Source organism: Streptomyces chisholmiae, assembly GCF_031845445.1.
Classification (GTDB): domain Bacteria; phylum Actinomycetota; class Actinomycetes; order Streptomycetales; family Streptomycetaceae; genus Streptomyces; species Streptomyces chisholmiae.
Window position 1 is genome coordinate 32,551 of the sequence record NZ_JAVREO010000021.1, and the last position, 18,802, is coordinate 51,352.

At 73.2% G+C, this 18,802-nt stretch carries 14 protein-coding genes; 5 read left to right on the forward strand and 9 right to left on the reverse strand.

Annotated features, from left to right (window positions below; genetic code table 11):
* Positions 1-150: 150 nt before the first annotated feature.
* The 4 genes from RM844_RS26920 (at position 151) to mshC (ending at position 3,739) form a co-directional block, all read left to right on the forward strand.
* Positions 151-843 (forward strand): MSMEG_4193 family putative phosphomutase, encoded by a 693-nt coding sequence (locus tag RM844_RS26920; protein WP_311669998.1) that lies wholly within the window; start codon positions 151-153, stop codon positions 841-843.
* A gap of 137 nt (positions 844-980) precedes the next feature.
* Entirely contained in the window at positions 981-1,574 is a 594-nt protein-coding gene (locus RM844_RS26925) for a DUF3090 domain-containing protein (protein WP_311669999.1), read from the forward strand.
* On the forward strand, positions 1,535-2,380 hold the full coding sequence (locus RM844_RS26930) for an SCO1664 family protein (RefSeq protein ID WP_311670000.1): 846 nt from the start codon (positions 1,535-1,537) through the stop codon (positions 2,378-2,380). Before RM844_RS26925 ends, RM844_RS26930 begins: the two co-directional genes overlap by 40 nt.
* A 129-nt stretch (positions 2,381-2,509) precedes the next feature.
* Positions 2,510-3,739 (forward strand): cysteine--1-D-myo-inosityl 2-amino-2-deoxy-alpha-D-glucopyranoside ligase, encoded by a 1,230-nt coding sequence (mshC, locus tag RM844_RS26935; RefSeq protein ID WP_311670001.1) that lies wholly within the window; start codon positions 2,510-2,512, stop codon positions 3,737-3,739.
* Positions 3,740-3,804: 65 nt separating this feature from the next.
* On the opposite strand, the gene RM844_RS26940 is transcribed toward mshC, so the two are convergent.
* From RM844_RS26940 to RM844_RS26980, 9 genes are all read right to left on the reverse strand, one after another.
* The gene (locus tag RM844_RS26940) at positions 3,805-4,734 is read right to left on the reverse strand and encodes a carbon-nitrogen hydrolase family protein (RefSeq protein ID WP_311670002.1); all 930 of its coding nucleotides are present in this window, start codon (positions 4,732-4,734) and stop codon (positions 3,805-3,807) included.
* A gap of 54 nt (positions 4,735-4,788) precedes the next feature.
* Positions 4,789-5,730: a LysR family transcriptional regulator gene (locus RM844_RS26945; protein ID WP_311670003.1), complete on the reverse strand. Its 942-nt coding sequence runs from the start codon at positions 5,728-5,730 to the stop codon at positions 4,789-4,791.
* Entirely contained in the window at positions 5,727-6,797 is a 1,071-nt protein-coding gene (locus RM844_RS26950) for a phenylacetaldoxime dehydratase family protein (protein ID WP_311670004.1), read from the reverse strand. Before RM844_RS26950 ends, RM844_RS26945 begins: the two co-directional genes overlap by 4 nt.
* Positions 6,794-8,101 (reverse strand): MFS transporter, encoded by a 1,308-nt coding sequence (locus tag RM844_RS26955; protein WP_311670005.1) that lies wholly within the window; start codon positions 8,099-8,101, stop codon positions 6,794-6,796. The genes RM844_RS26950 and RM844_RS26955 overlap by 4 nt, the downstream gene beginning before the upstream one ends.
* A gap of 398 nt (positions 8,102-8,499) precedes the next feature.
* Positions 8,500-9,477, reverse strand: coding sequence for a PAC2 family protein (locus tag RM844_RS26960; RefSeq protein ID WP_311670006.1), 978 nt, complete (start codon positions 9,475-9,477; stop codon positions 8,500-8,502).
* A 550-nt stretch (positions 9,478-10,027) separates the two neighbouring features.
* On the reverse strand, positions 10,028-11,626 hold the full coding sequence (locus RM844_RS26965; protein WP_311670007.1) for a glycerol-3-phosphate dehydrogenase/oxidase: 1,599 nt from the start codon (positions 11,624-11,626) through the stop codon (positions 10,028-10,030).
* 6 nt (positions 11,627-11,632) lie between these two features.
* Entirely contained in the window at positions 11,633-13,156 is a 1,524-nt protein-coding gene (gene glpK, locus RM844_RS26970) for a glycerol kinase GlpK (protein WP_311670008.1), read from the reverse strand.
* Positions 13,157-13,222: 66 nt separating this feature from the next.
* Entirely contained in the window at positions 13,223-14,038 is an 816-nt protein-coding gene (locus tag RM844_RS26975; protein WP_311670009.1) for an MIP/aquaporin family protein, read from the reverse strand.
* A 150-nt stretch (positions 14,039-14,188) separates the two neighbouring features.
* Complete coding sequence (locus RM844_RS26980) at positions 14,189-14,953, reverse strand: IclR family transcriptional regulator (protein ID WP_311670010.1); 765 nt, start codon at positions 14,951-14,953, stop codon at positions 14,189-14,191.
* 221 nt (positions 14,954-15,174) lie between these two features.
* Here RM844_RS26980 and metH point away from each other — a divergent pair, with 221 nt between their 5' ends.
* Positions 15,175-18,690, forward strand: a complete 3,516-nt coding sequence (metH, locus tag RM844_RS26985; RefSeq protein ID WP_311670011.1) for a methionine synthase — start codon at positions 15,175-15,177, stop codon at positions 18,688-18,690.
* Positions 18,691-18,802 lie beyond the last annotated feature (112 nt).

An 18,802-nucleotide genomic window follows, 5' to 3' on the forward strand; every position in this document is an offset into this window, starting at 1 on the left:
CCGCGCGCCCGTACGGGCCGGGGGCCGTGGCGTTCGGGCGCCCGTTTGACCGGTGAACGGCCGCCGCCCCGCCAACTCCCGGGCCCCGCACGGGGGACGGCGGTCGGGCCAGGGGCGGCGCCGCCGGCCGGCTGTTCTACCCTGGGCGCCATGCCCACGCTGTTGCTTCTCCGGCACGGCCGGACCACCGCCAACTCCTCGGGGCTGCTCGCCGGCCGCACCCCGGGCGTCGATCTGGACGCCTACGGCCAGGAGCAGGCGCTGGCGCTGCCCGGCCGGCTGGCCGGGGTGCCGCTGGCCCTGGTGGTGCACAGCCCGCTGCTGCGCTGCGCGCGGACGGTGGCCCCGCTCGCCGAGGCGCGCCCGGAGCTGCCGGTGCACGCCGACGAGCGGGTCACCGAGTGCGACTACGGCGAGTGGACCAACCGGCCGCTCAAGGAGTTGGCCGAGAACCCCCTGATGCGCACCGTGCGGGCGCAGCCCTCGGCGGTGGTCTTCCCCGGCGGCGAGTCGCTGCGCGCCATGCGGCACCGGCTGGTGGAGGCGGTCCGGGAGTGGGACGCGAAGGTGGCCGAGGAGCACGGCCCGGACGCGGTCTGGCTGATGTGCACCCACGGCGACAACATCAAGGCGGTGGTCGCCGACGCGCTGGGGATGCATCTCGACCTCTTCCAGCGGCTGTTGCCGCACCCCGCCTCGGTGACCGCGATCCGCTACGCCGAGATCCCGCTGCTGCTGCGCTTCGGCGACACGGGGGATCTGGACGAGTTCGTGCCCCGCACCGAGGCCGCCGCCCGGGACGCCGCCGAGTCCACCGAGACCCCGGTGGGCGGCGGTGCCTAGGCCGGCTCGGACGGTTTCCGGGGGCCGCCGGGGGAGGTCCCGGGCCCGGGGGGACTTTCCGGTCACGCCCCGGGCGGGGTGATCGTCCGGCGCAGTAGGGTGCACGTGTCCCAGCAATCGATCCCCCGGAGCAGTACGTGTCCCGTCAGGTCTTCCTCTACGACCCTCCCGACCGCTTTGTCGCCGGGACCGTCGGGTTGCCTGGCCGCCGTACCTTCTTTCTACAGGCGTCGGCGGCCGGCCGTACCACCAGTGTCGCCCTGGAGAAGGCGCAGGTGGAGGCGCTCGCCGAGCGGATGGACGAGCTGCTGGACGAGGTGGTGCGCCGGTCCGGCGGCAACACCACGGTGCCGGCGGTGGCCCCCGCCGAGCTGGCCGACACCGGCCCGCTGGTCGTCCCCGTGGACGAGGAGTTCCGGGTCGGCACCATGGCGCTGGCCTGGGACGGCGAGAGCGAGCGCATGATCGTCGAGGCGCAGGCGCTGGTCGAGTTGGAGGCCACCTCCGAGGAGGAGTTCGCGGAGGCCGAGGAGCGGCTGCTGCGGGACGACGAGAACGGCCCGCCGATGCTGCGGGTGCGGCTCAGCGGCACCATGGCCCGTGCCTTCGCCAAACGCGCCCTCGACGTCGTCAACGCCGGCCGGCCGCCCTGCCCGCTGTGCAGCCTGCCGCTCGACCCGGAGGGACACGTATGTCCGCGCCAGAACGGATACCGCCGCAGCGGGGCGTGAGTACGGCGGAGCTGCTGAGCGAGGGCGAGCTGACCGTCCACGGACGGATCACCGACGCCTCCAACGCGGTGCTCTACGCCACCGTCTCGCTGGCCGGCCGCCGGCTGCCCTGCGTCTACAAGCCGGTCTCCGGGGAGCGCCCGCTGTGGGACTTCCCCGACGGCACGCTCGCCGGGCGCGAGGTCGCCGCCTACGCGGTCTGCCGGGCGCTGGGCTGGGACCTGGTGCCGCCGACGGTGCTGCGGGACGGGCCGCTCGGGCCCGGCATGTGCCAGGAGTGGGTGGGGCCGACGCCGGACGCCGCGGACTTCGCGCGCGGCCCGGAGCAGCTGCTGGCGCTGGTGGACGGCGAGCGGCCGGAGCCGGGCTGGAAGGCGGTCGGCTTCGCCGAGGTGGCCGAGGGCCGCACCGCGCTGCTGGTGCACGCCGACGACGCCCGGCTCCGCCGGCTGGCCACCCTGGACGCGGTGATCAACAACGCCGACCGCAAGGGCGGGCACCTGCTGCCGCTGCCCGACGGCCGGTTGTACGCCATCGACCACGGGGTGACGTTCCACGCCGAGAACAAGCTGCGCACCCTGCTGTGGGGCTGGGCCGGCGAGCCGCTGCCGCCGGAGATCCGCGCCGCGCTGGCCGCGCTCGACGCCGAACTGGCCGCCGGCGGCGAGCTGTTCGCGCGACTGGGGGAGCTGCTCAGCGAGGCGGAGCTGGCCGCGCTGGCCGGCCGGGTGGCCGCGCTGCTGGCCGCCGGCACCCACCCGGCGCCCAGCGGCGAGTGGCCGGCGATCCCCTGGCCGCTGATCTAGGTCCTGCTCGTCGGCTCGTCGGCTCGCCGGCCCGGAGCCCTCCGGCCGCGACGTGCCCGGTGGCGGTGCCGAAACGGGGCGCCGGGGCCCTGTCGTGGTGGACGGGGGGCTCCGGTTAGGCTCGGGGACATGTATGCCTGGCCCGCCTCGAAGGTTCCCGACCTGCCCGGTCAGAGCCCTGACCTGCGCCTCCACGACACCTCACGTGGCGCGCTGGTCACGGTGTCGCCCGGTCCGGTCGCCCGGCTCTATGTCTGCGGCATCACCCCCTATGACGCGACCCACATGGGACACGCGGCCACCTACACCGCGTTCGACCTGGTACAGCGGATCTGGCTGGACTCGGGACGCCGGGTCCACTACGTGCAGAACGTCACCGACGTGGACGATCCCCTGCTGGAGCGGGCCGAGGCCACGGGCGAGCCGTGGACCGAGCTGGCCGAGCGGGAGACGGCGCTCTTCCGGGAGGACATGACGGCGCTGCGGATGCTGCCGCCGGAGCACTACGTCGGCGCGGTGGAGGCGATACCGGGCATCGTCCCGGTGATCGAGCGGCTCCGCGACGCGGGCGCCGCCTACGACGTGGACGGCGACACCTACTTCTCGGTCGCCGCCGACCCGCACTTCGGCTCGGTCTCCAGGCTGGAGCCGGCGGTGATGCGGGAGCTGGCCGCCGAGCGCGGCGGCGACCCGGACCGCCCCGGCAAGAAGAACCCGCTGGACCCGCTGCTGTGGCGGGCCGCCCGGCCGGGCGAGCCGTCCTGGGACGGCGCCAGCCTGGGGCCGGGGCGTCCCGGCTGGCACGTGGAGTGCGTGGCCATCGCCCTGGACCACCTGGGCATGGGCTTCGACGTCCAGGGCGGCGGCTCCGACCTGGTCTTCCCGCACCACGAGATGGGCGCCTCGCACGCCCAGGTGCTGACCGGCGAGTTCCCCTACGCACGGGCGTACGTGCACGCCGGGATGGTGGGGTACCAGGGCGAGAAGATGTCCAAGTCCAAGGGCAACCTGGTGCTCGTCTCGCGGCTGCGGCGGGACGGTGTCGACCCGGCGGCGATCCGGCTGGCGCTGCTGGCGCACCACTACCGGGCGGACTGGGAGTGGACCGACGCGGTGCTCGCCGACGCGGTGGCCCGGCTGGGCCGCTGGCGGCACGCCGTCTCCCGCCCGGAGGCGGCGGGTGCCGAGGCGCTGCTCGCCGAGGTGCGCGCGGCGCTGGCGGAGGACCTGGACGCGCCGGCGGCGCTGCGTGCGGTGGACCGCTGGGCGGCGGCGCAGGAGAGTGCCGGCGGCACGGACCCGGGCGCGCCCGGCGTGGTCAGCCGCGCGCTGGACGCCCTGTTGGGCGTCGCCCTGTAGGACCGCGGGCCGGACGACGCGGGCGGTGGGCCGGTGCCGGCCCACCGCCCGCGTCGCGTCGGCCGTCAGGTGGCGCGGCGGTAGGTCACCGGCGGCCGGGGCGTGGTGTCCACGGTGAGGGCGAAGATGTCGGGGCGCGCGTAGTGGCCGACCACGTCGAGGTCCAGGCTCTGCCGGATGATCTCCTCGCGGTCGACCTCCGCGTACAGCAGGCACTCCTCGTCGTACACCGGCCCGGCGACGATCTCGCCGCGTGGGGAGACCACGGCGGAGCCGCCGCGCATCAGGACGTCGTCCGGCTCGGTGCCGAACAGCGGGGCGTACTCCGCCGGATAGTCCCGGCGCCGCATCACCTGGCAGGTCGTCAGCACCCAGCAGCGGCCCTCCAGGGCGATGTGCCGCATGCTGGCCAGCCAGCTGTCCCGGTCGTCGGCGGTCGGGGCACAGTAGATCTCGACGCCCTGCCCGTACATCGCGGTGCGCAGCAGCGGCAGGTAGTTCTCCCAGCAGACGACGCTGCCCAGCCGGCCGGCTGGGGAGTCGACCACCGGCAGCGTGGAGCCGTCGCCGAAGCCCCAGACCAGCCGCTCGGAGCCGGTGGGCATCACCTTGCGGTGGTGGCCGACGCGCCGCCCGTGCTGGTCGATCAGCACGATGGTGCAGTAGAGGGTGCGGCCGGCGCGTTCGACGGTGCCCAGCACCACGAAGACGCCGTGCGTGCCGGCGGCCTCGGCGACCGTCGCCAGCTCCGGGCCGGCCAGTTCTACGGCGCCGCGCCAGCAGCGCAGGAACTCGTCCCGCCCCTCCTCGGTGCGGCGGCCCACCGGGCTGCCGAAGGCCAGCCCCTTCGGGTAGGTACCGAGGAACGCCTCGGGGAAGACGACCACCTCGGCGCCGCCGGCGGCGGCCTCGGCGATCACGTCGACGGCCTTCTCCACGGTGGCCGCCGGATCGAAGGCGACGGAACCGAACTGGGCGAGGGCGATCCTGGTCATGGGGTGGTGCTCCAGTGCTCGACGGACAGGGGAAGGTGGTGGGGGACGGGTCGCTCAGCCGGGTGGCTCGGGGACCAGCCGGGCGGCCAGCGCCGCCAGCTGCCCCACCAGCCACCGCACCCGCGGGTCGTCCGAGTTGCTCCGGTGCCACAGGGCGGACACGGTGAACTGGGGCAGCGCCACGGGCGGTTCGGTGGCCTCCAGGCCGTATCGGGCGGCGAACACCTCGGCGGCGTGCCGTGGCATGGTGGCGATGGCCGGCGTGCTGGCCAGCAGCAGCGGCACCATGGCGAAGTGCGCGGTGGAGGCGATCCGGCGGCGGGTCAGGTTCTCCGAGTCGAGCACGTCGTCGACGATGCCGCGGGTGCCGTCCGCGCTGATCATCACGTGCGGCAGCGACACGAACTCGGCCCGGGTCAGCGGGCCCCGCCGGCCCAGCGCGCGCGGGTCGTGGAGGCAGGCGTAGCGGGAGGCGAACAGCGTCCGGCTGTGGATCTCCGGGCCCCACGCCGCCGCGGCCGTCACCCCCACCTCGACCTGCCCGGTCTCCAACAGCCCGGCCACCGTCATCCGGTTCGCCTGGAGGCAGAACACCGACGAGTCCGGCGAGGCGTCGGTGACCTGGGTGATCAACGCGGGCAGCAGCAGCGCCTCCACGTCGTCCGACATGCCGAGCCGGAAGACGGTGCCGCTGCGCGCCGGGTCGAAGGCCGGCTCGCCGGCGATGGCGATCTTCAGGCTGTCCAGGCCGCGCCGCACCGGCGCGTGCAGCCGGTGGGCGCGGGCGGTGGGCGCCATCCCGCCGGGCGCCCGCGTGAACAGCGGGTCGTCGAAGAGCTTCCGCAGCCGGCCGAGCGCCGCGGAGACGGCGGCCTGGCTCATGTGCAGCTGCTCGGCCGTCCTGGTGACGTTCCGCTCGCGCATCAGCGTCGCGAAGACGACCAGCAGGTTCAGGTCGTAGCCACGCAGCTCGCCGACCGGGTCGTCGGGGGTCACGGGAGCACCGCCAGCACCGTCGGGGCGTACGGCAACAGGCCGGTCCCCGGGTGGCAGTTGACGTACTCGAACGCGGCCGTGCGGGGCAGCACGAACACCTCGTGCCAGGTGACGACGGTGCGCTCCGGGCCGTACCGCCGGTTCTTCTCGATGGCGTGCTGGTAGATCGCGGCGTGCGTGGCGTGCCCGGCCGCCCACTCCTCCAGTGCGGCCAGACTGTGGAAGTGGCCCAGCACGGAGGTCTCCCGCAGCGGCCGCAGGCTCTCCCGGTCCAGGCTGGTCAGCACCCGCAGCGACAGGGTGCCGGCGGTGTCGGCCGCCCGCCGCAGGTGGTCCATGCCGGCCATCAGCTTGGGCCGCAGGACCTCCTCGTAGTCGGCGAGCTGTTCGCCGGTCGCCGGCTGCCAGTACTGGCCGGACCGGATGACGGCGGTGTGGTGGCCGCACTCGGCGCGCAGCCGGCGCCGCTGGGAGGCGACGGGCGGGGTGCGGCGCCGGTGCGGCCCGGCGGGCTCCAGCGGGTCGATCGCCGAGACCGGCAGCCGGTCGCGGGCCGCGCCGAAGTAGCCGTTGGTGGTCATCGACACCATCCGGGTGCCGTCGCAGGCCGCCAGGCCGAAGGCGCGGCGCGGGTCCGAGTAGATGGTCTCGGCGCGCTCCGGGGGCACCTGGACCACCTCGTGCCAGGCGCCGTGTTCGGCGGTCGCCGCGTCGAGTCCGTGGAACCAGCGGGCCAGTGGTGCCGAGCGGAGCCAGCGGGCGTGCGCGGTGGCGTCCCGCCAGTAGCCCAGGTGCACCAGGTTGTACGCGCCGGTCTCGTCGGTGTGCGACAGCAGCTCCCAGGCCTCGGGGGCGTCCGGGTCGCCGGCCGGGTGGCTGGCGCGGGCCGCCGCCAGGAACTCGGCGACCGCGCCGGCCCGTTCGTCGCCGCACTGGACGGCCAGGTAGTCGCTGGTCAGCAGGGAGGTGGGGGCGTCCAGGCCGAGCGTCCAGCGCGGGGCGCGGGGCTGGTGCCCGGCGGGGCGGCGGGCCGGCAGCGCCCTGGGGTAGTCGGGGGTCCAGGTCACTTCGCGGCCTCCCGCCGGCCGGCGCCCGCGCCCGGTCGGCGCCGGTCGCGGAACGGGGAGCTGACGGCGCCCAGGTCGATGCCCCTGGTCTCCCGGACGAGCAGGCCGCCCACGATGGCCAGCGCGGAGAGCAGCCCGACCCAGATCCAGAACACCCAGGCCAGGCCCGACTCGTCGAACCAGGTCATCAGGTAGGGGGCGGTGCCGCCGAAGAGCGCCACCGAGACCGAGGTGGCCAGCGCCACCCCGGCGGCCCGGGTGTGGGTGGGGAACAACTCGGAGATGAACGCCGGGTACATCGCCGCGCCCATCGCCCACACGCCCATGCCGACGGCCTGGGCGACGAACAGTGTCCACGGCTCGTCGGTGATCAGCAGCGAGAGCGGGTAGTAGAGGACGATCGCGGCGATCCCCATCGCGATGATCATCGGCCGCCGGCCGATCCGGTCGGAGACGGCGCCCCAGAACACCAGCAGTCCGAGCGCCACGGCCTGGGCCAGCAGGCTGGCGGTGAAGGCGGACTGCGAGTCCATGCCGCGCTGCGAGATGGCGAACGAGGAGGCGAACGTCGCCCACACGTAGTAGGCGCAGTTGTGGCCGCAGGCCAGCAGCACCACCAGCAGGCCGAGCCGGAGCGCCTGGCGCCGGCCGAGCCGTGGGGCGGCCGCCGCGTCCGCGCCCCCCTTGGCGGTGAACTCGGAGGTCTCCTCGGCGGTCTTGCGCAGCCACAGCACCAGCAGGCCGAGCAGCGCGCCGAAGACGAACGCGCCCCGCCAGCCGTAGTCGGCGGTGCCGTCCTCGCCGAACAGGGTGGTACAGACGGTGCCGAGCGCGGTCGCCAGCATCACGCCGAGGGTGACCGCGAAGAACACCGAGCTGGACCAGAGGCCGCGGTGCCGGGGCGGCGCGATCTCCGAGACGTAGGTGTAGGAGACGCCGGACTCGCCGCCGTGCGCGAGTCCCTGGGCCAGCCGGGCCACCAGCAGCAGCACCGAGGACCAGACGCCGATCTCCTCGTAGCCGGGCACCAGGGCGATGGCCAGGCTGGCCACGGACATGATGGTGATGGTCACGACCAGCACCAGCTTGCGGCCCCTGCGGTCGGCCAGCCGGCCGAAGACCAGGCCGCCGAGCGGGCGGGCCAGGAAGCCGACGGCGAACACCGCGAGCGTCGAGAGCAGCGCGGAGGACGGGTTCGACTTGTCGAAGAAGTGCGCGGCTATGTAGGTGGAGAAGATCGAGTAGAGGGTCCAGTCGAACCACTCCAGGACGTTGCCGGCGACCGCCGCACGCAGGGAGCGCAACTGCCCCTCCCTGGGCCGCCAGTCGCCCGGGCGGCCGGCGTCGGTCGGTGACGGGGCGGGGTCGGGGGACGGCGACGGCGAGGGGGACGGGGACGGGGAAACAGACACGCTGGGCCTCCAGGGACGGGAAACCCGGCCGCGTCGGGGGAACGGAACGTGACCGGTGCGAAGAAGGTACGTGCGGGAATGTGTTCAGGAAAACAAATACTGGCTATGGTCAGTATTGATGCGGTTAATATCACCCTCATCACCACATTCCCCGCCCCCCGGCCAGTGCGGCTCCCGTCGTCGAACGGCCCGCTGCCCGGGCGCCGTCCGGGCATGGAAAAGCGCGCCAACTCACCGTGGACACAGGTGAGTTGACGCGCGTCGCGTGGTCCGTGCGGGGGCCCGGCCGGCTACTCCTCGGGCTCCTTGCCGCCGGCCTCCGGCGAGCCGCCCTCGCTCTCCGGCGGCCGGGGCCGCCGGCCCCGGCCGCTGCCCGGGTCGCGCAGGTACGAGCTCTGGTCGCCGCCCGGCGGGGCCCCGTCCCGGCGCCGCAGATAGCGCTCGAACTCCTTGGCGATGGCCTCGCCGGACGCCTCCGGCAGCTCCGCCGTGTCCCGCGCCTCCTCCAGGGACTTGACGTACTCCGCCACCTCGCTGTCCTCGGCGGCCAGTTGGTCGACGCCGAGCTGCCAGGCGCGGGCGTCCTCCGGCAGGTCGCCGAGCGGGATGCCCAGGTTCAGCAGGTCCTCCAGCGCGTGCAGCAGCGCCAGGCTCGCCTTGGGGTTGGGCGGCTGGGCCACGTAGTGCGGCACCGCGGCCCAGAGCGTCACGGCCGGGACGCCGGCGTGCCCGCACGCCTCCTGGAGGATGCCCACGATGCCCGTCGGGCCCTCGTACCTGGACTCCTCCAGATCCAGCGTGCGCGCCAGGTCCTCGTCCGAGGTCACGCTCGTGACCGGAACGGGGCGGGTGTGCGGGGTGTCGCCCAGCAGCGCGCCCAGCACCACCACCATCTCCACCCCCAACTCGTGGGCGAAGCCGAGGATCTCGTTGCAGAACGAGCGCCAGCGCATGCTGGGCTCGATCCCGCGCACCAGGACCAGGTCCCGGCGCCGGACCGGGCCGTCCTCGGAGCCGATCCTGACCACCGAGAGCCTGGTCGTCGGCCAGGTGATGCGGCGCACGCCGCCGTCCAGCCAGATGTGCGGGCGGTTGACCTGGAAGTCGTAGTAGTCCTCGGCGTCCAGCGCCGCGAACACCTCGCCCTTCCACTCCCGTTCCAGATGGGCCACCGCGGCGGAGGCGGCGTCACCAGCATCGTTCCAGCCTTCGAACGCGGCCACCATGACCGGGTCAACCAGCTCGGGGACTCCGTCGAGCTCGATCACCCAGCGCCTCCTCCCGGCCGGGACGGGACGGTTGTTGTCCGACCCGGCTGCATCAAGTTTCCGTGCGGCCCCAGCCTACGGCGTGACCGTGCCCAGCCGGCCGTCCTCGTACGCCTGCCCGGGGCAGGCTTGTCGCCGAACCGGGCGGCTTCCGCGAGGCGCTGCCGGGCGCCCGGCCTCGCATGGCGCGATCTCGTCGGTCAACTCACGCCGGGTGGTGGCGCGTTCAGCGCTCACGGTGGCTGGCCGGTCACCGAGGGGAAGCGCAGGTCACGGCGGTGCGGCGGACCGACCGTGGAGTCGGGCAGAGGTTCGAGGTGGGGCGCGGAGGAGTGGGGCGCGGGCTCCGCCCGGTCCGGCGGCCGGGCGCCCGGGGGGCGTGGACGCGCGGCAAGCCCGGCGCGTGCGCCGGGGCGCGCCGGTCCCCGCCGGGTGGTGACCGGTCAACCCGGGCCCCGGGCCGGCCGGTTGACGGCCGATCCGGGGCAACGGCGGTGGCCGGGTCGGGCCGGTGCCACGGTGCCCTGGCCCCCGCGCCCCGCCGGCGCGCTCAGCCGGCCTCGCCCAGCACCTCGGCGACCCGCCGCCGCACCTCGGGGGTGTCCAGGCCGCGCACGGTCAGGGTGGTCCGGCGGCGGAGCACGTCGTCCACGGTCTCCGCCCACTCGTGGTCCCTGGCGTACACCAGCTGGGCCATGATCTCCGGGCTGTCCGGGTGCACCCGCTCGCCCAACGCCCGGTCGCGGCGGACCAGTCCGGCGATGTCCAGGGCCAGCGAGCCGTAGTGGGTGGCCAGGTGGGTGGCGGTGGCCGGGCCGAGGGCCTGGCCCAACTCCGGGTCGGCCAGCAGCCGGTGGGCCACCGCGTTGGGGCTGGCGACGCCGGGCAGCGGCACCCGCCGCACCAGGTCGCCGACCGGCTCCATCCCGCCGCCCAGCGGGTCGCCCGGCAGCTTGGCCAGCTTGCGCAGCACGGCGCGTCCGATGTGCCGGTAGGTCGTCCACTTGCCGCCGGCCACCGACAGCATGCCGCCGACGCCCTCGGTCACCACGGTCTCCCGCTTGGCCCTGGCGCTCCCGCCCGGGCCGCCGGGCAGCACCCGCAGGCCGGCGAAGGCGTAGGTCATCAGGTCCCGGTCCAGCTGCTCGTCGCGCACCGAGTGGCCGGTCTCGTCGAGGATCTGGGTGATGTCGGCCTCGGTGGGCGCCACCTCGGCCGGATCGCCCTCGTAGGCCTCGTCGGTGGTGCCCAGCAGCAGCTGGTCCTCCCAGGGCAGCGCGAAGGTGATCCGGTACTTGTCCACCGGGGTGGCCAGCGCCACCGGCCAGGGCGCGACCCGCCGCATCACCAGGTGGGTGCCCTTGGACAGCCGGACGCTGGGTGCCGCGTGCTTGTCCTCCATCCGGCGCAGCCGGTCCACCCAGGGGCCGGTGGCGTTGAGCACCAGCCGGGCGTCGACCCCGAACTCCGAACCGTCCAGCCGGTCCCGCAGCTCGGCGCCGGTGACCCGGCCGCCGGTCAGCCGCAGGCCGGTGACCTCGGCGTGGTTGAGCACGGTGGCGCCGGCCTCGGCGGCGGCCCGCACGGTCATCACCGCGACCCGGGCGTCGTTCATCTGGTGGTCCCCGTAGACCGCGACGGCCTTCAGGTGCTCGGTGCGCAGCGCCGGCACCTCGGCGGCGGCCTTGGCGGGGGAGATGACCCGGCCCACGCCGTCGCCGAAGGCGGAGAGCGCCGAGTAGGCGAAGACGCCGGCGCCCAGCTTGGCGGCGCCGTGCGGGCCGCCCTGGTAGACCGGCAGGTAGAAGGTGAGCGGGTTGACCAGGTGCGGGGCGACGTCCTTGGCCAGCACCCGTCGCTCGTGGTGGTTCTCGGCGACCAGCCGCACGGCGCCGGTCTGCAGGTACCGCAGGCCGCCGTGGACCAGCTTGGACGAGGCGGACGAGGTGGCGCCGGCGAAGTCGCCGGCGTCCACCATCGCCACCCGCAGGCCCGACTGGGCGGCGTGCCAGGTCACCGAGGTGCCCAGGATGCCGCCCCCGATCACCAGCAGGTCGTAGGTCGCCTCGGCGAGCCGCTGCCGGGTCTCGGAGCGCCGTTCGGCGCGGGTTATGGCGGCCGGTTCGGCGGTCGGGCGCGGGGTGTTCATCTGATGTCAGCCTTCCTCATCGAGCCAGCCCATGGTCCGTTGCACGGCCTTGAGCCAGAACTGGTACTCCCGGTCGCGCTCGGCCGGGTCCATCTGCGGGGTCCACTCCGCGGCGCGGCGCCAGTTGGCTCGCAGGTCCTCGATGTTGGACCAGAAGCCGACGGCCAGGCCGGCCGCGTAGGCGGCGCCGAGGCAGGTGGTCTCGGAGACCATGGGCCGCACCACGGGGGCGTCCAGAAAATCCGAGATGTTCTGCATGAGTAGATTATTGGAGGTCATTCCGCCGTCCACCTTCAGGGAGGTCAGCTCGACGCCGGAGTCCTTCCGCATGGCGTCGACGATCTCCCTGGTCTGCCAGGCGGTGGCCTCCAGCACCGCCCGCGCGATGTGCGCCTTCGTCACGTAGCGGGTCAGCCCGGCCATCACGCCCCGGGCGTCGGAGCGCCAGTAGGGGGCGAACAGCCCGGAGAACGCCGGCACGAAGTAGGCGCCGCCGTTGTCGTCCACCGAGCGGGCCAGCGTCTCGATCTCGGCCGCGCTGTTGATCAGGCCCATCTGGTCCCGCATCCACTGCACCAGGGCGCCGGTGATCGCGATGGAGCCCTCCAGCGCGTACACCGGCTGCTGGTCGCCGATCCGGTAGCCCACCGTGGTGACCAGGCCGGCGTAGGAGTTGATCGCCTGGTTGCCGGTGTTCATCAGCAGGAAGGTGCCGGTGCCGTAGGTGGACTTGGCCTCGCCGACCGAGAAACAGGTCTGGCCGAAGAGCGCCGCCTGCTGGTCGCCCAGCGCGGAGGCCACCGGGACCCCGTCCAGCACGCCGCCCTTGGCGTGCCCGTAGACCTCGGACGAGGACCGGATCTCCGGCAGCACCTCCATCGGCACGCCGATCGACTCGCAGATCCGCTCCTCCCAGCGGAGCGTGCGGAGGTTCATCAGCATGGTGCGGGAGGCGTTGGTGACGTCGGTGACGTGCACCCCGCCCGAGGTGCCGCCGGTGAGGTTCCAGATCACCCACGAGTCCATCGTCCCGAAGAGGATCTCGCCCCGCTCGGCGCGCTCCCGCAGGCCCTCGACGTTGTCCAGCAGCCAGCGGATCTTCGGGCCGGCGAAGTAGGAGGAGAGCGGCAGCCCGGTCTCCCGGCGGAACCGGTCCTGGCCGACGTTGCGGCCCAGCTCCCGGCAGAGCGCGTCGGTGCGGGTGTCCTGCCAGACGATGGCGTTGTGCACCGGCTCGCCGGTGGTGCGGTCCCACAGCAGGGTGGTCTCGCGCTGGTTGGTGATGCCGATCGCCTTGACGTGTTCCTTGGCGACCTCGGCCTTGGCCAGGGCGCCGGCGACGACTTCCTGGACGTTGGTCCAGATCTCCTTCGCGTCGTGTTCCACCCACCCCGGTTTGGGGAAGATCTGCTCGTGCTCCTTCTGTTCGACGGAGACGATCCGTCCGTCGCGGTCGAAGACGATGCAGCGGCTGGAGGTGGTGCCCTGGTCGATCGCGGCGATGTACTCGCGGTCCGGTGCGTCAGACATGGTTGGCGACTCCTGGTCGTGGCGGGTGCGGTGGTGCGGGGATCGGGTACCCGGCGCGGGGCGCGGTCAGAACAGCAGGTTGTGGATGACGGCCCCGAGCACGGCGCCGATCAGCGGTCCGACGACGGGAATCCAGGAGTAACCCCAGTCCGAGCCGCCCTTGTTGGGCAGGGGGAGGAGCGCGTGCACGATCCGCGGGCCGAGGTCGCGGGCCGGGTTGATGGCGTAGCCGGTCGGGCCACCGAGCGAGAGGCCGATGCCGAGCACCACCAGGGCCACCATCAGCGGCCCGGTGCCGGAGAGCGCCAGGTCGTCGTTGACCCCGATGGCCAGCACCGCGATGACCAGCACGGCGGTGGCGATGATCTCGGTGGCGAGGTTCTGTGCCGTGTTGCGGATCTCCGGCGCGGTCGAGAAGATCCCCAACACCGGCCCCGGCTCGCCGGCCGCGGGGGCCCGGCGCTCCTCGGTCCTGGCCGTGGTCTCGTCGAAGGCGCGCGGGCCCGGCGTGCGCGAGCCGCTGACCTCCTCGCGGTCCAGCAGGTGCGCCTGGAAGTGGCCGTAGTAGGTGAGCCAGACCAGGGTGGCGCCGATCATCGCGCCCAGCATCTGTCCGGCGACGTAGGTGGGCACGTTGGTCCACTCGCCGGTGTCGATGGCGATGCCGAGGGTGACCGCCGGGTTGATGTGCGCGCCGGAGAGCTGGGTGGAGACGTAGGCGCCGGTGAGCACCGCCATACCCCAGCCGAAGGTGATCACGATCCAGCCGGCTTCGAACGATTTCGATTTCTTGAGCACGGTGCCGGCGACCACGCCACCACCGAGCAGGATCAGTACGGCGGTGCCGAGCACCTCGCCGAAGAAGATATCGGAGCTGGACACCCGCGACTCCTTTGTCCTTCGTCCAGGGGGATTCCTGGTCGACATCCGTCCAGTGTTCGACATTATCGACCAACGAACGGCAGTTTTCTCCCCGGGGAGGAGTGCGTCAAGTGGGTGCGCGCCAGCTACCTCTCCGGTGTCTGGATTGTCCTAGAAACGGCCGGCTCCCAGATCGCGCGACACGGCCCGCGCGCAGTCCCTGACCGCCGCCACCAGCGCGGGGCGCGGGGTCGAACCGTCCAGCACGCGTTCCACCGCTCCAGTGATCCCGACCGCGCCGACCGGCATCCGGCGGCGGTCCACGATCGGCGCGGCGACGGACGCGACGCCGTCCCAGGTCTCCTCGATGTCGCTGGCCCAGCCGCGCGCCCGCACCTCGTCCAGGGTCCGCTCGAAGGCCGCCGGATCGGTGGCCGTCGCGGGGGTGAGCGCGGTGAACCGGGTCTCCAGCGCCTCGCTGTGCGCCACCGGGTCGTAGGCGGTCAGCACCTTGCCCAGCGCGGTGCTGTGCAGCGGCTGCATCGCCCCCACCTCCAGCACCTGGCGGCTGTCGTCCGGGCGGAAGACGTGGTGCACGATCAGCACCCCGCGCTGGTGCAGCACGCCCAGGTAGGCGCTCTCCCCGCTCGACCTGGCCAGGTCGTCGGTCCACACCAGCGCCCTGGCCCGCAGCTCGTGCACGTCCAGGTAGCTGTTGCCCAGCCGCAGCAGCTCGGCGCCCAGCTGGTACTTCCCCGACGCCTCGTCCTGCTCGACGAAGCCCTCCTGCTGGAGGGTGCGCAGCAGGCCGTGGGTGGTGGCCTTGGCCAGCCCTATCGCCGAGGCGACCTCGGAGAGCCCCAGGCGCCGCTCGCCGCCGGCGAGCAGGCGGAGTACCGCCGCGGCGCGTTCGATCGACTGGATGCTCCGAGCCATGAGGCCGCCTCCCTGCGTGCTCCGCCTCGACCGCGTGGTCTGTTCGACATTGTCGAACCACAGTGGGGGATGTCGATACCCCCAGGCCAGGGAAGAGTTTAAGGCCGTCCGTTTCCCGGAATGGACCGCTCCCACAGCCCGGTCGCCGGTTAGGCTGCTGAGGTGCGCCGCCTCCTGGCGGGCGCATAGCCGACAGCCGTCGCACTCTGGGAGAAAAGCCCATGGCTCTTGCCAGCAGTCTGCCAACCGTCCCCCAGGCCCAGCGCGCCCAGGCCCTGCGGGACGCCCTCGCCAGCCGCGTCGTGGTCGCCGACGGCGGGATGGGCACGATGCTCCAGGCCCAGGACCCCTCGCTGGAGGACTTCCAGCAGCTGGAGGGGTGCAACGAGGTCCTCAACGTCACCCGGCCCGACATCGTGGCCAACGTCCACCGCGAGTACCTCTCGGTCGGCGTCGACTGCGTCGAGACCAACACCTTCGGCGCCAACCTGGCCGCCCTCGGCGAGTACGACATCCCCGAGCGGGTGCGGGAACTGTCCGAGGCCGGCGCCCGGGTGGCCCGCGAGGTCGCCGACGAGTTCGCCGCCGAGGACGGCCGGCTCCGCTGGGTGCTCGGCTCCATCGGCCCCGGAACCAAGCTGCCCACCCTCGGCCACACCAGCTACCGGCCGCTGCGCGACGCCTTCCAGCAGAACGCCGAGGGCCTGATCGCCGGCGGCGCCGACGCCCTGCTGGTGGAGACCAGCCAGGACCTCCTCCAGACCAAGGCCGCCACCCTGGGCGCCCGCCGCGCGCTGGCCGCCCTCGGCGTCGACCTGCCGCTGCTGGTCCAGGTGACCGTGGAGACCACCGGCACCATGCTGCTCGGCTCGGAGATCGGCGCCGCGCTGACCGCCCTGGAGCCGCTGGGCATCGACATGATCGGGCTCAACTGCGCCACCGGGCCGGCCGAGATGAGCGAGCACCTGCGCCACCTCGCCCGACACAGCGAGCTGCGGCTGTCCTGTATGCCCAACGCCGGCCTCCCCGTGCTCGGCAAGGACGGCGCGCACTACCCGCTGACCCCCGAGCAACTCGCCGACGCGCACGAAGAGTTCGTCAACGAGTTCGGGCTGTCCCTGGTCGGCGGCTGCTGCGGCACCACGCCCGAGCACCTGCGCCGGGTGGTGGAGCGGGTTCGCGGCCTCACACCCCCCGAGCGCGACCCGCGCCCGGAGCCCGGCGCCTCGTCGCTCTACCAGAGCGTGCCCTTCCGGCAGGACACCGCCTACCTCGCCATCGGCGAGCGCACCAACGCCAACGGCTCCAAGAAGTTCCGCCAGGCCATGCTGGACGGCCGCTGGGACGACTGCGTCGAGCTGGCCCGCGAGCAGATCCGCGAGGGCGCCCACCTGCTGGACCTCTGCGTCGACTACGTCGGCCGGGACGGGGTGGCCGACATGGCCGAGGTGGCCGGCCGGCTGGCCACCGCCTCCACCCTGCCGATCGTCCTGGACTCCACCGAACCGGCCGTGCTGGAAGCCGGGTTGGAGCGCCTCGGCGGCCGGGCCGTGATCAACTCGGTCAACTACGAGGACGGCGCCGGCCCCGAGTCCAGGTTCGCCAGGGTCGCCGGGCTGGCCGCCGAGCACGGGGCCGCGCTGATGGCCCTGACCATCGACGAGGAGGGCCAGGCCCGCACCACCGAGCACAAGCTGGCGGTCGCCGAGCGGCTGGTCGCCGACCTCACGGAGAACTGGGGCTTCGCGCCGTCCGACATCCTGATCGACTTCCTCACCTTCACCATCTGCACCGGACAGGAGGAGTCCCGCAAGGACGGCGTCAACACCATCGAGGCGATCCGGGAGTTGAAGCGCCGGCAGCCCGAGGTGGGCACCACGCTCGGCCTGTCCAACATCTCCTTCGGCCTCAACCCGGCCGCCCGGCTGGTGCTCAACTCCGTCTTCCTGGACGAGTGCGTCCGGGCCGGCCTGGACTCGGCCATCGTGCACGCGGCCAAGATCCTGCCGATCGCCCGGATCGACGAGGAGCAGGTCCAGGTCGCCAGGGACCTGATCTACGACCGCCGGCGCGAGGGCTACGACCCGCTGCAGCGCTTCCTCACCCTCTTCGAGGGCGTGGACACCAAGTCCATGAAGGCCGGCAAGGCCGAGGAGCTGGCCGCGCTGCCGCTGGAGGAGCGGCTGCGCCGCCGGATCGTCGACGGCGAACGCAAGGGCCTGGAGGCCGACCTCGACGCGGCGCTGGCCGAGCGGCCCGCGCTGGAGATCGTCAACGACACCCTGCTGGAGGGCATGAAGGTGGTCGGCGAGCTGTTCGGCTCCGGCCAGATGCAGCTGCCCTTCGTGCTCCAGTCCGCCGAGGTGATGAAGAACGCGGTGGCCTACCTGGAGCCGCACATGGAGAAGACCAGCGACGACGGCAAGGGCACCATCGTGCTGGCGACCGTCCGGGGCGACGTCCACGACATCGGCAAGAACCTGGTGGACATCATCCTGACCAACAACGGCTACAACGTGGTCAACCTCGGGATCAAGCAGCCCGTCTCGGCCATCGTGGAGGCCGCCGAGGAGCACCGGGCCGACGTCATCGGCATGTCCGGCCTGCTGGTCAAGTCCACCGTCATCATGAAGGAGAACCTGGAGGAGCTGAACCGGCGCGGCCTGGCCGGCGGTTACCCGGTGATCCTCGGCGGCGCCGCCCTCACCCGCGCCTACGTCGAGCAGGACCTGCACGAGATCTACGAGGGCGAGGTCCGCTACGCCAGGGACGCCTTCGAGGGGCTGCGGCTGATGGACGCGCTGGTCGCCGTCAAGCGCGGCGTGCCGGGCGCCACCCTGCCGGCGCTCAAGCAGCGCCGGGTGGCCCGCCGGGACACCCCGGCCGTCGCCGAGGTGGCCGAGGCGGTGCCGGCCCGCTCCGCCACCGCCACCGACGTGCCGCTGCCCGCCGCGCCGTTCCTCGGCACCCGGGTGGTCAAGGGCATCCCGCTCAAGGACTACGCCGACTGGCTGGACGAGGACGCGCTCTTCAAGGGCCAGTGGGGCCTGAAGGCCGGCCGCGGCGACGACGGACCCGACTACGCCGAGCTGGTGGAGACCGAGGGTCGGCCCCGGCTGCGCGGCTGGCTGGACAGGCTGCACACCGACAACCTGCTGGAGGCGGCCGTCGTCTACGGCTACTTCCCCTGCCACGCCGAGGGCGACGACCTGGTCATCCTCGACGAGGAAGGGGCGGAGCGGACCCGGTTCACCTTCCCCAGGCAGCGCCGCGGCCGCCGACTCTGCCTGGCCGACTTCTTCCGCCCGGCCGACAGCGGCGAACGGGACGTGGTCGCCCTTCAGACCGTCACCATCGGCCCCCGGGTCAGCGAGGCCACCGCCGAGCTGTTCGCCGCCGACGCCTACCGCGACTACCTCGAACTGCACGGCCTGTCCGTGCAGTTGGCGGAGGCGCTGGCCGAGTACTGGCACGCCAGGGTCAGGTCGGAGCTGGGCATCGCGCAGGCCGACCCGACCGAGCTGTCCGGCATGTTCCGCACCGAGTACCAGGGCTGCCGCTACTCGCTCGGCTACCCGGCCTGCCCCGACCTGGAGGACCGCGCGAAGATCGCCGACCTGCTGGACTCCAAGCGCATCGGGGTCACCCTCTCCGAGGAGTTCCAGCTCGACCCGGAGCAGTCCACCGACGCCATCGTCGTGCACCACCCGGAGGCCAACTACTTCAACGCCCGCTGACGCGTCCCGGCCCCCGTTCAACCACCGGCCACTGGGCCGACCAGGTGAGGTCGGCTGTTCGGCTCGGAACGGTTCCCCCGGCCGACGTAGACTGAACGGTCCGGTGCTGGCC

Excerpts from the sequence above, each read along its gene's own strand:
- RM844_RS26920 (WP_311669998.1), top strand. The coding sequence starts at position 151 with ATGCCCACGCTGTTGCTTCTCCGGCACGGCCGGACCACCGCCAACTCC.
- RM844_RS26930 (WP_311670000.1), top strand. The coding sequence starts at position 1,535 with ATGTCCGCGCCAGAACGGATACCGCCGCAGCGGGGCGTGAGTACGGCG.
- mshC (WP_311670001.1), top strand. The coding sequence starts at position 2,510 with ATGTATGCCTGGCCCGCCTCGAAGGTTCCCGACCTGCCCGGTCAGAGC.
- RM844_RS26940 (WP_311670002.1), bottom strand. The coding sequence starts at position 4,734 with ATGACCAGGATCGCCCTCGCCCAGTTCGGTTCCGTCGCCTTCGATCCG.
- RM844_RS26965 (WP_311670007.1), bottom strand. The coding sequence starts at position 11,626 with ATGAACACCCCGCGCCCGACCGCCGAACCGGCCGCCATAACCCGCGCC.
- glpK (WP_311670008.1), bottom strand. The coding sequence starts at position 13,156 with ATGTCTGACGCACCGGACCGCGAGTACATCGCCGCGATCGACCAGGGC.
- RM844_RS26980 (WP_311670010.1), bottom strand. The coding sequence starts at position 14,953 with ATGGCTCGGAGCATCCAGTCGATCGAACGCGCCGCGGCGGTACTCCGC.
- metH (WP_311670011.1), top strand. The coding sequence starts at position 15,175 with ATGGCTCTTGCCAGCAGTCTGCCAACCGTCCCCCAGGCCCAGCGCGCC.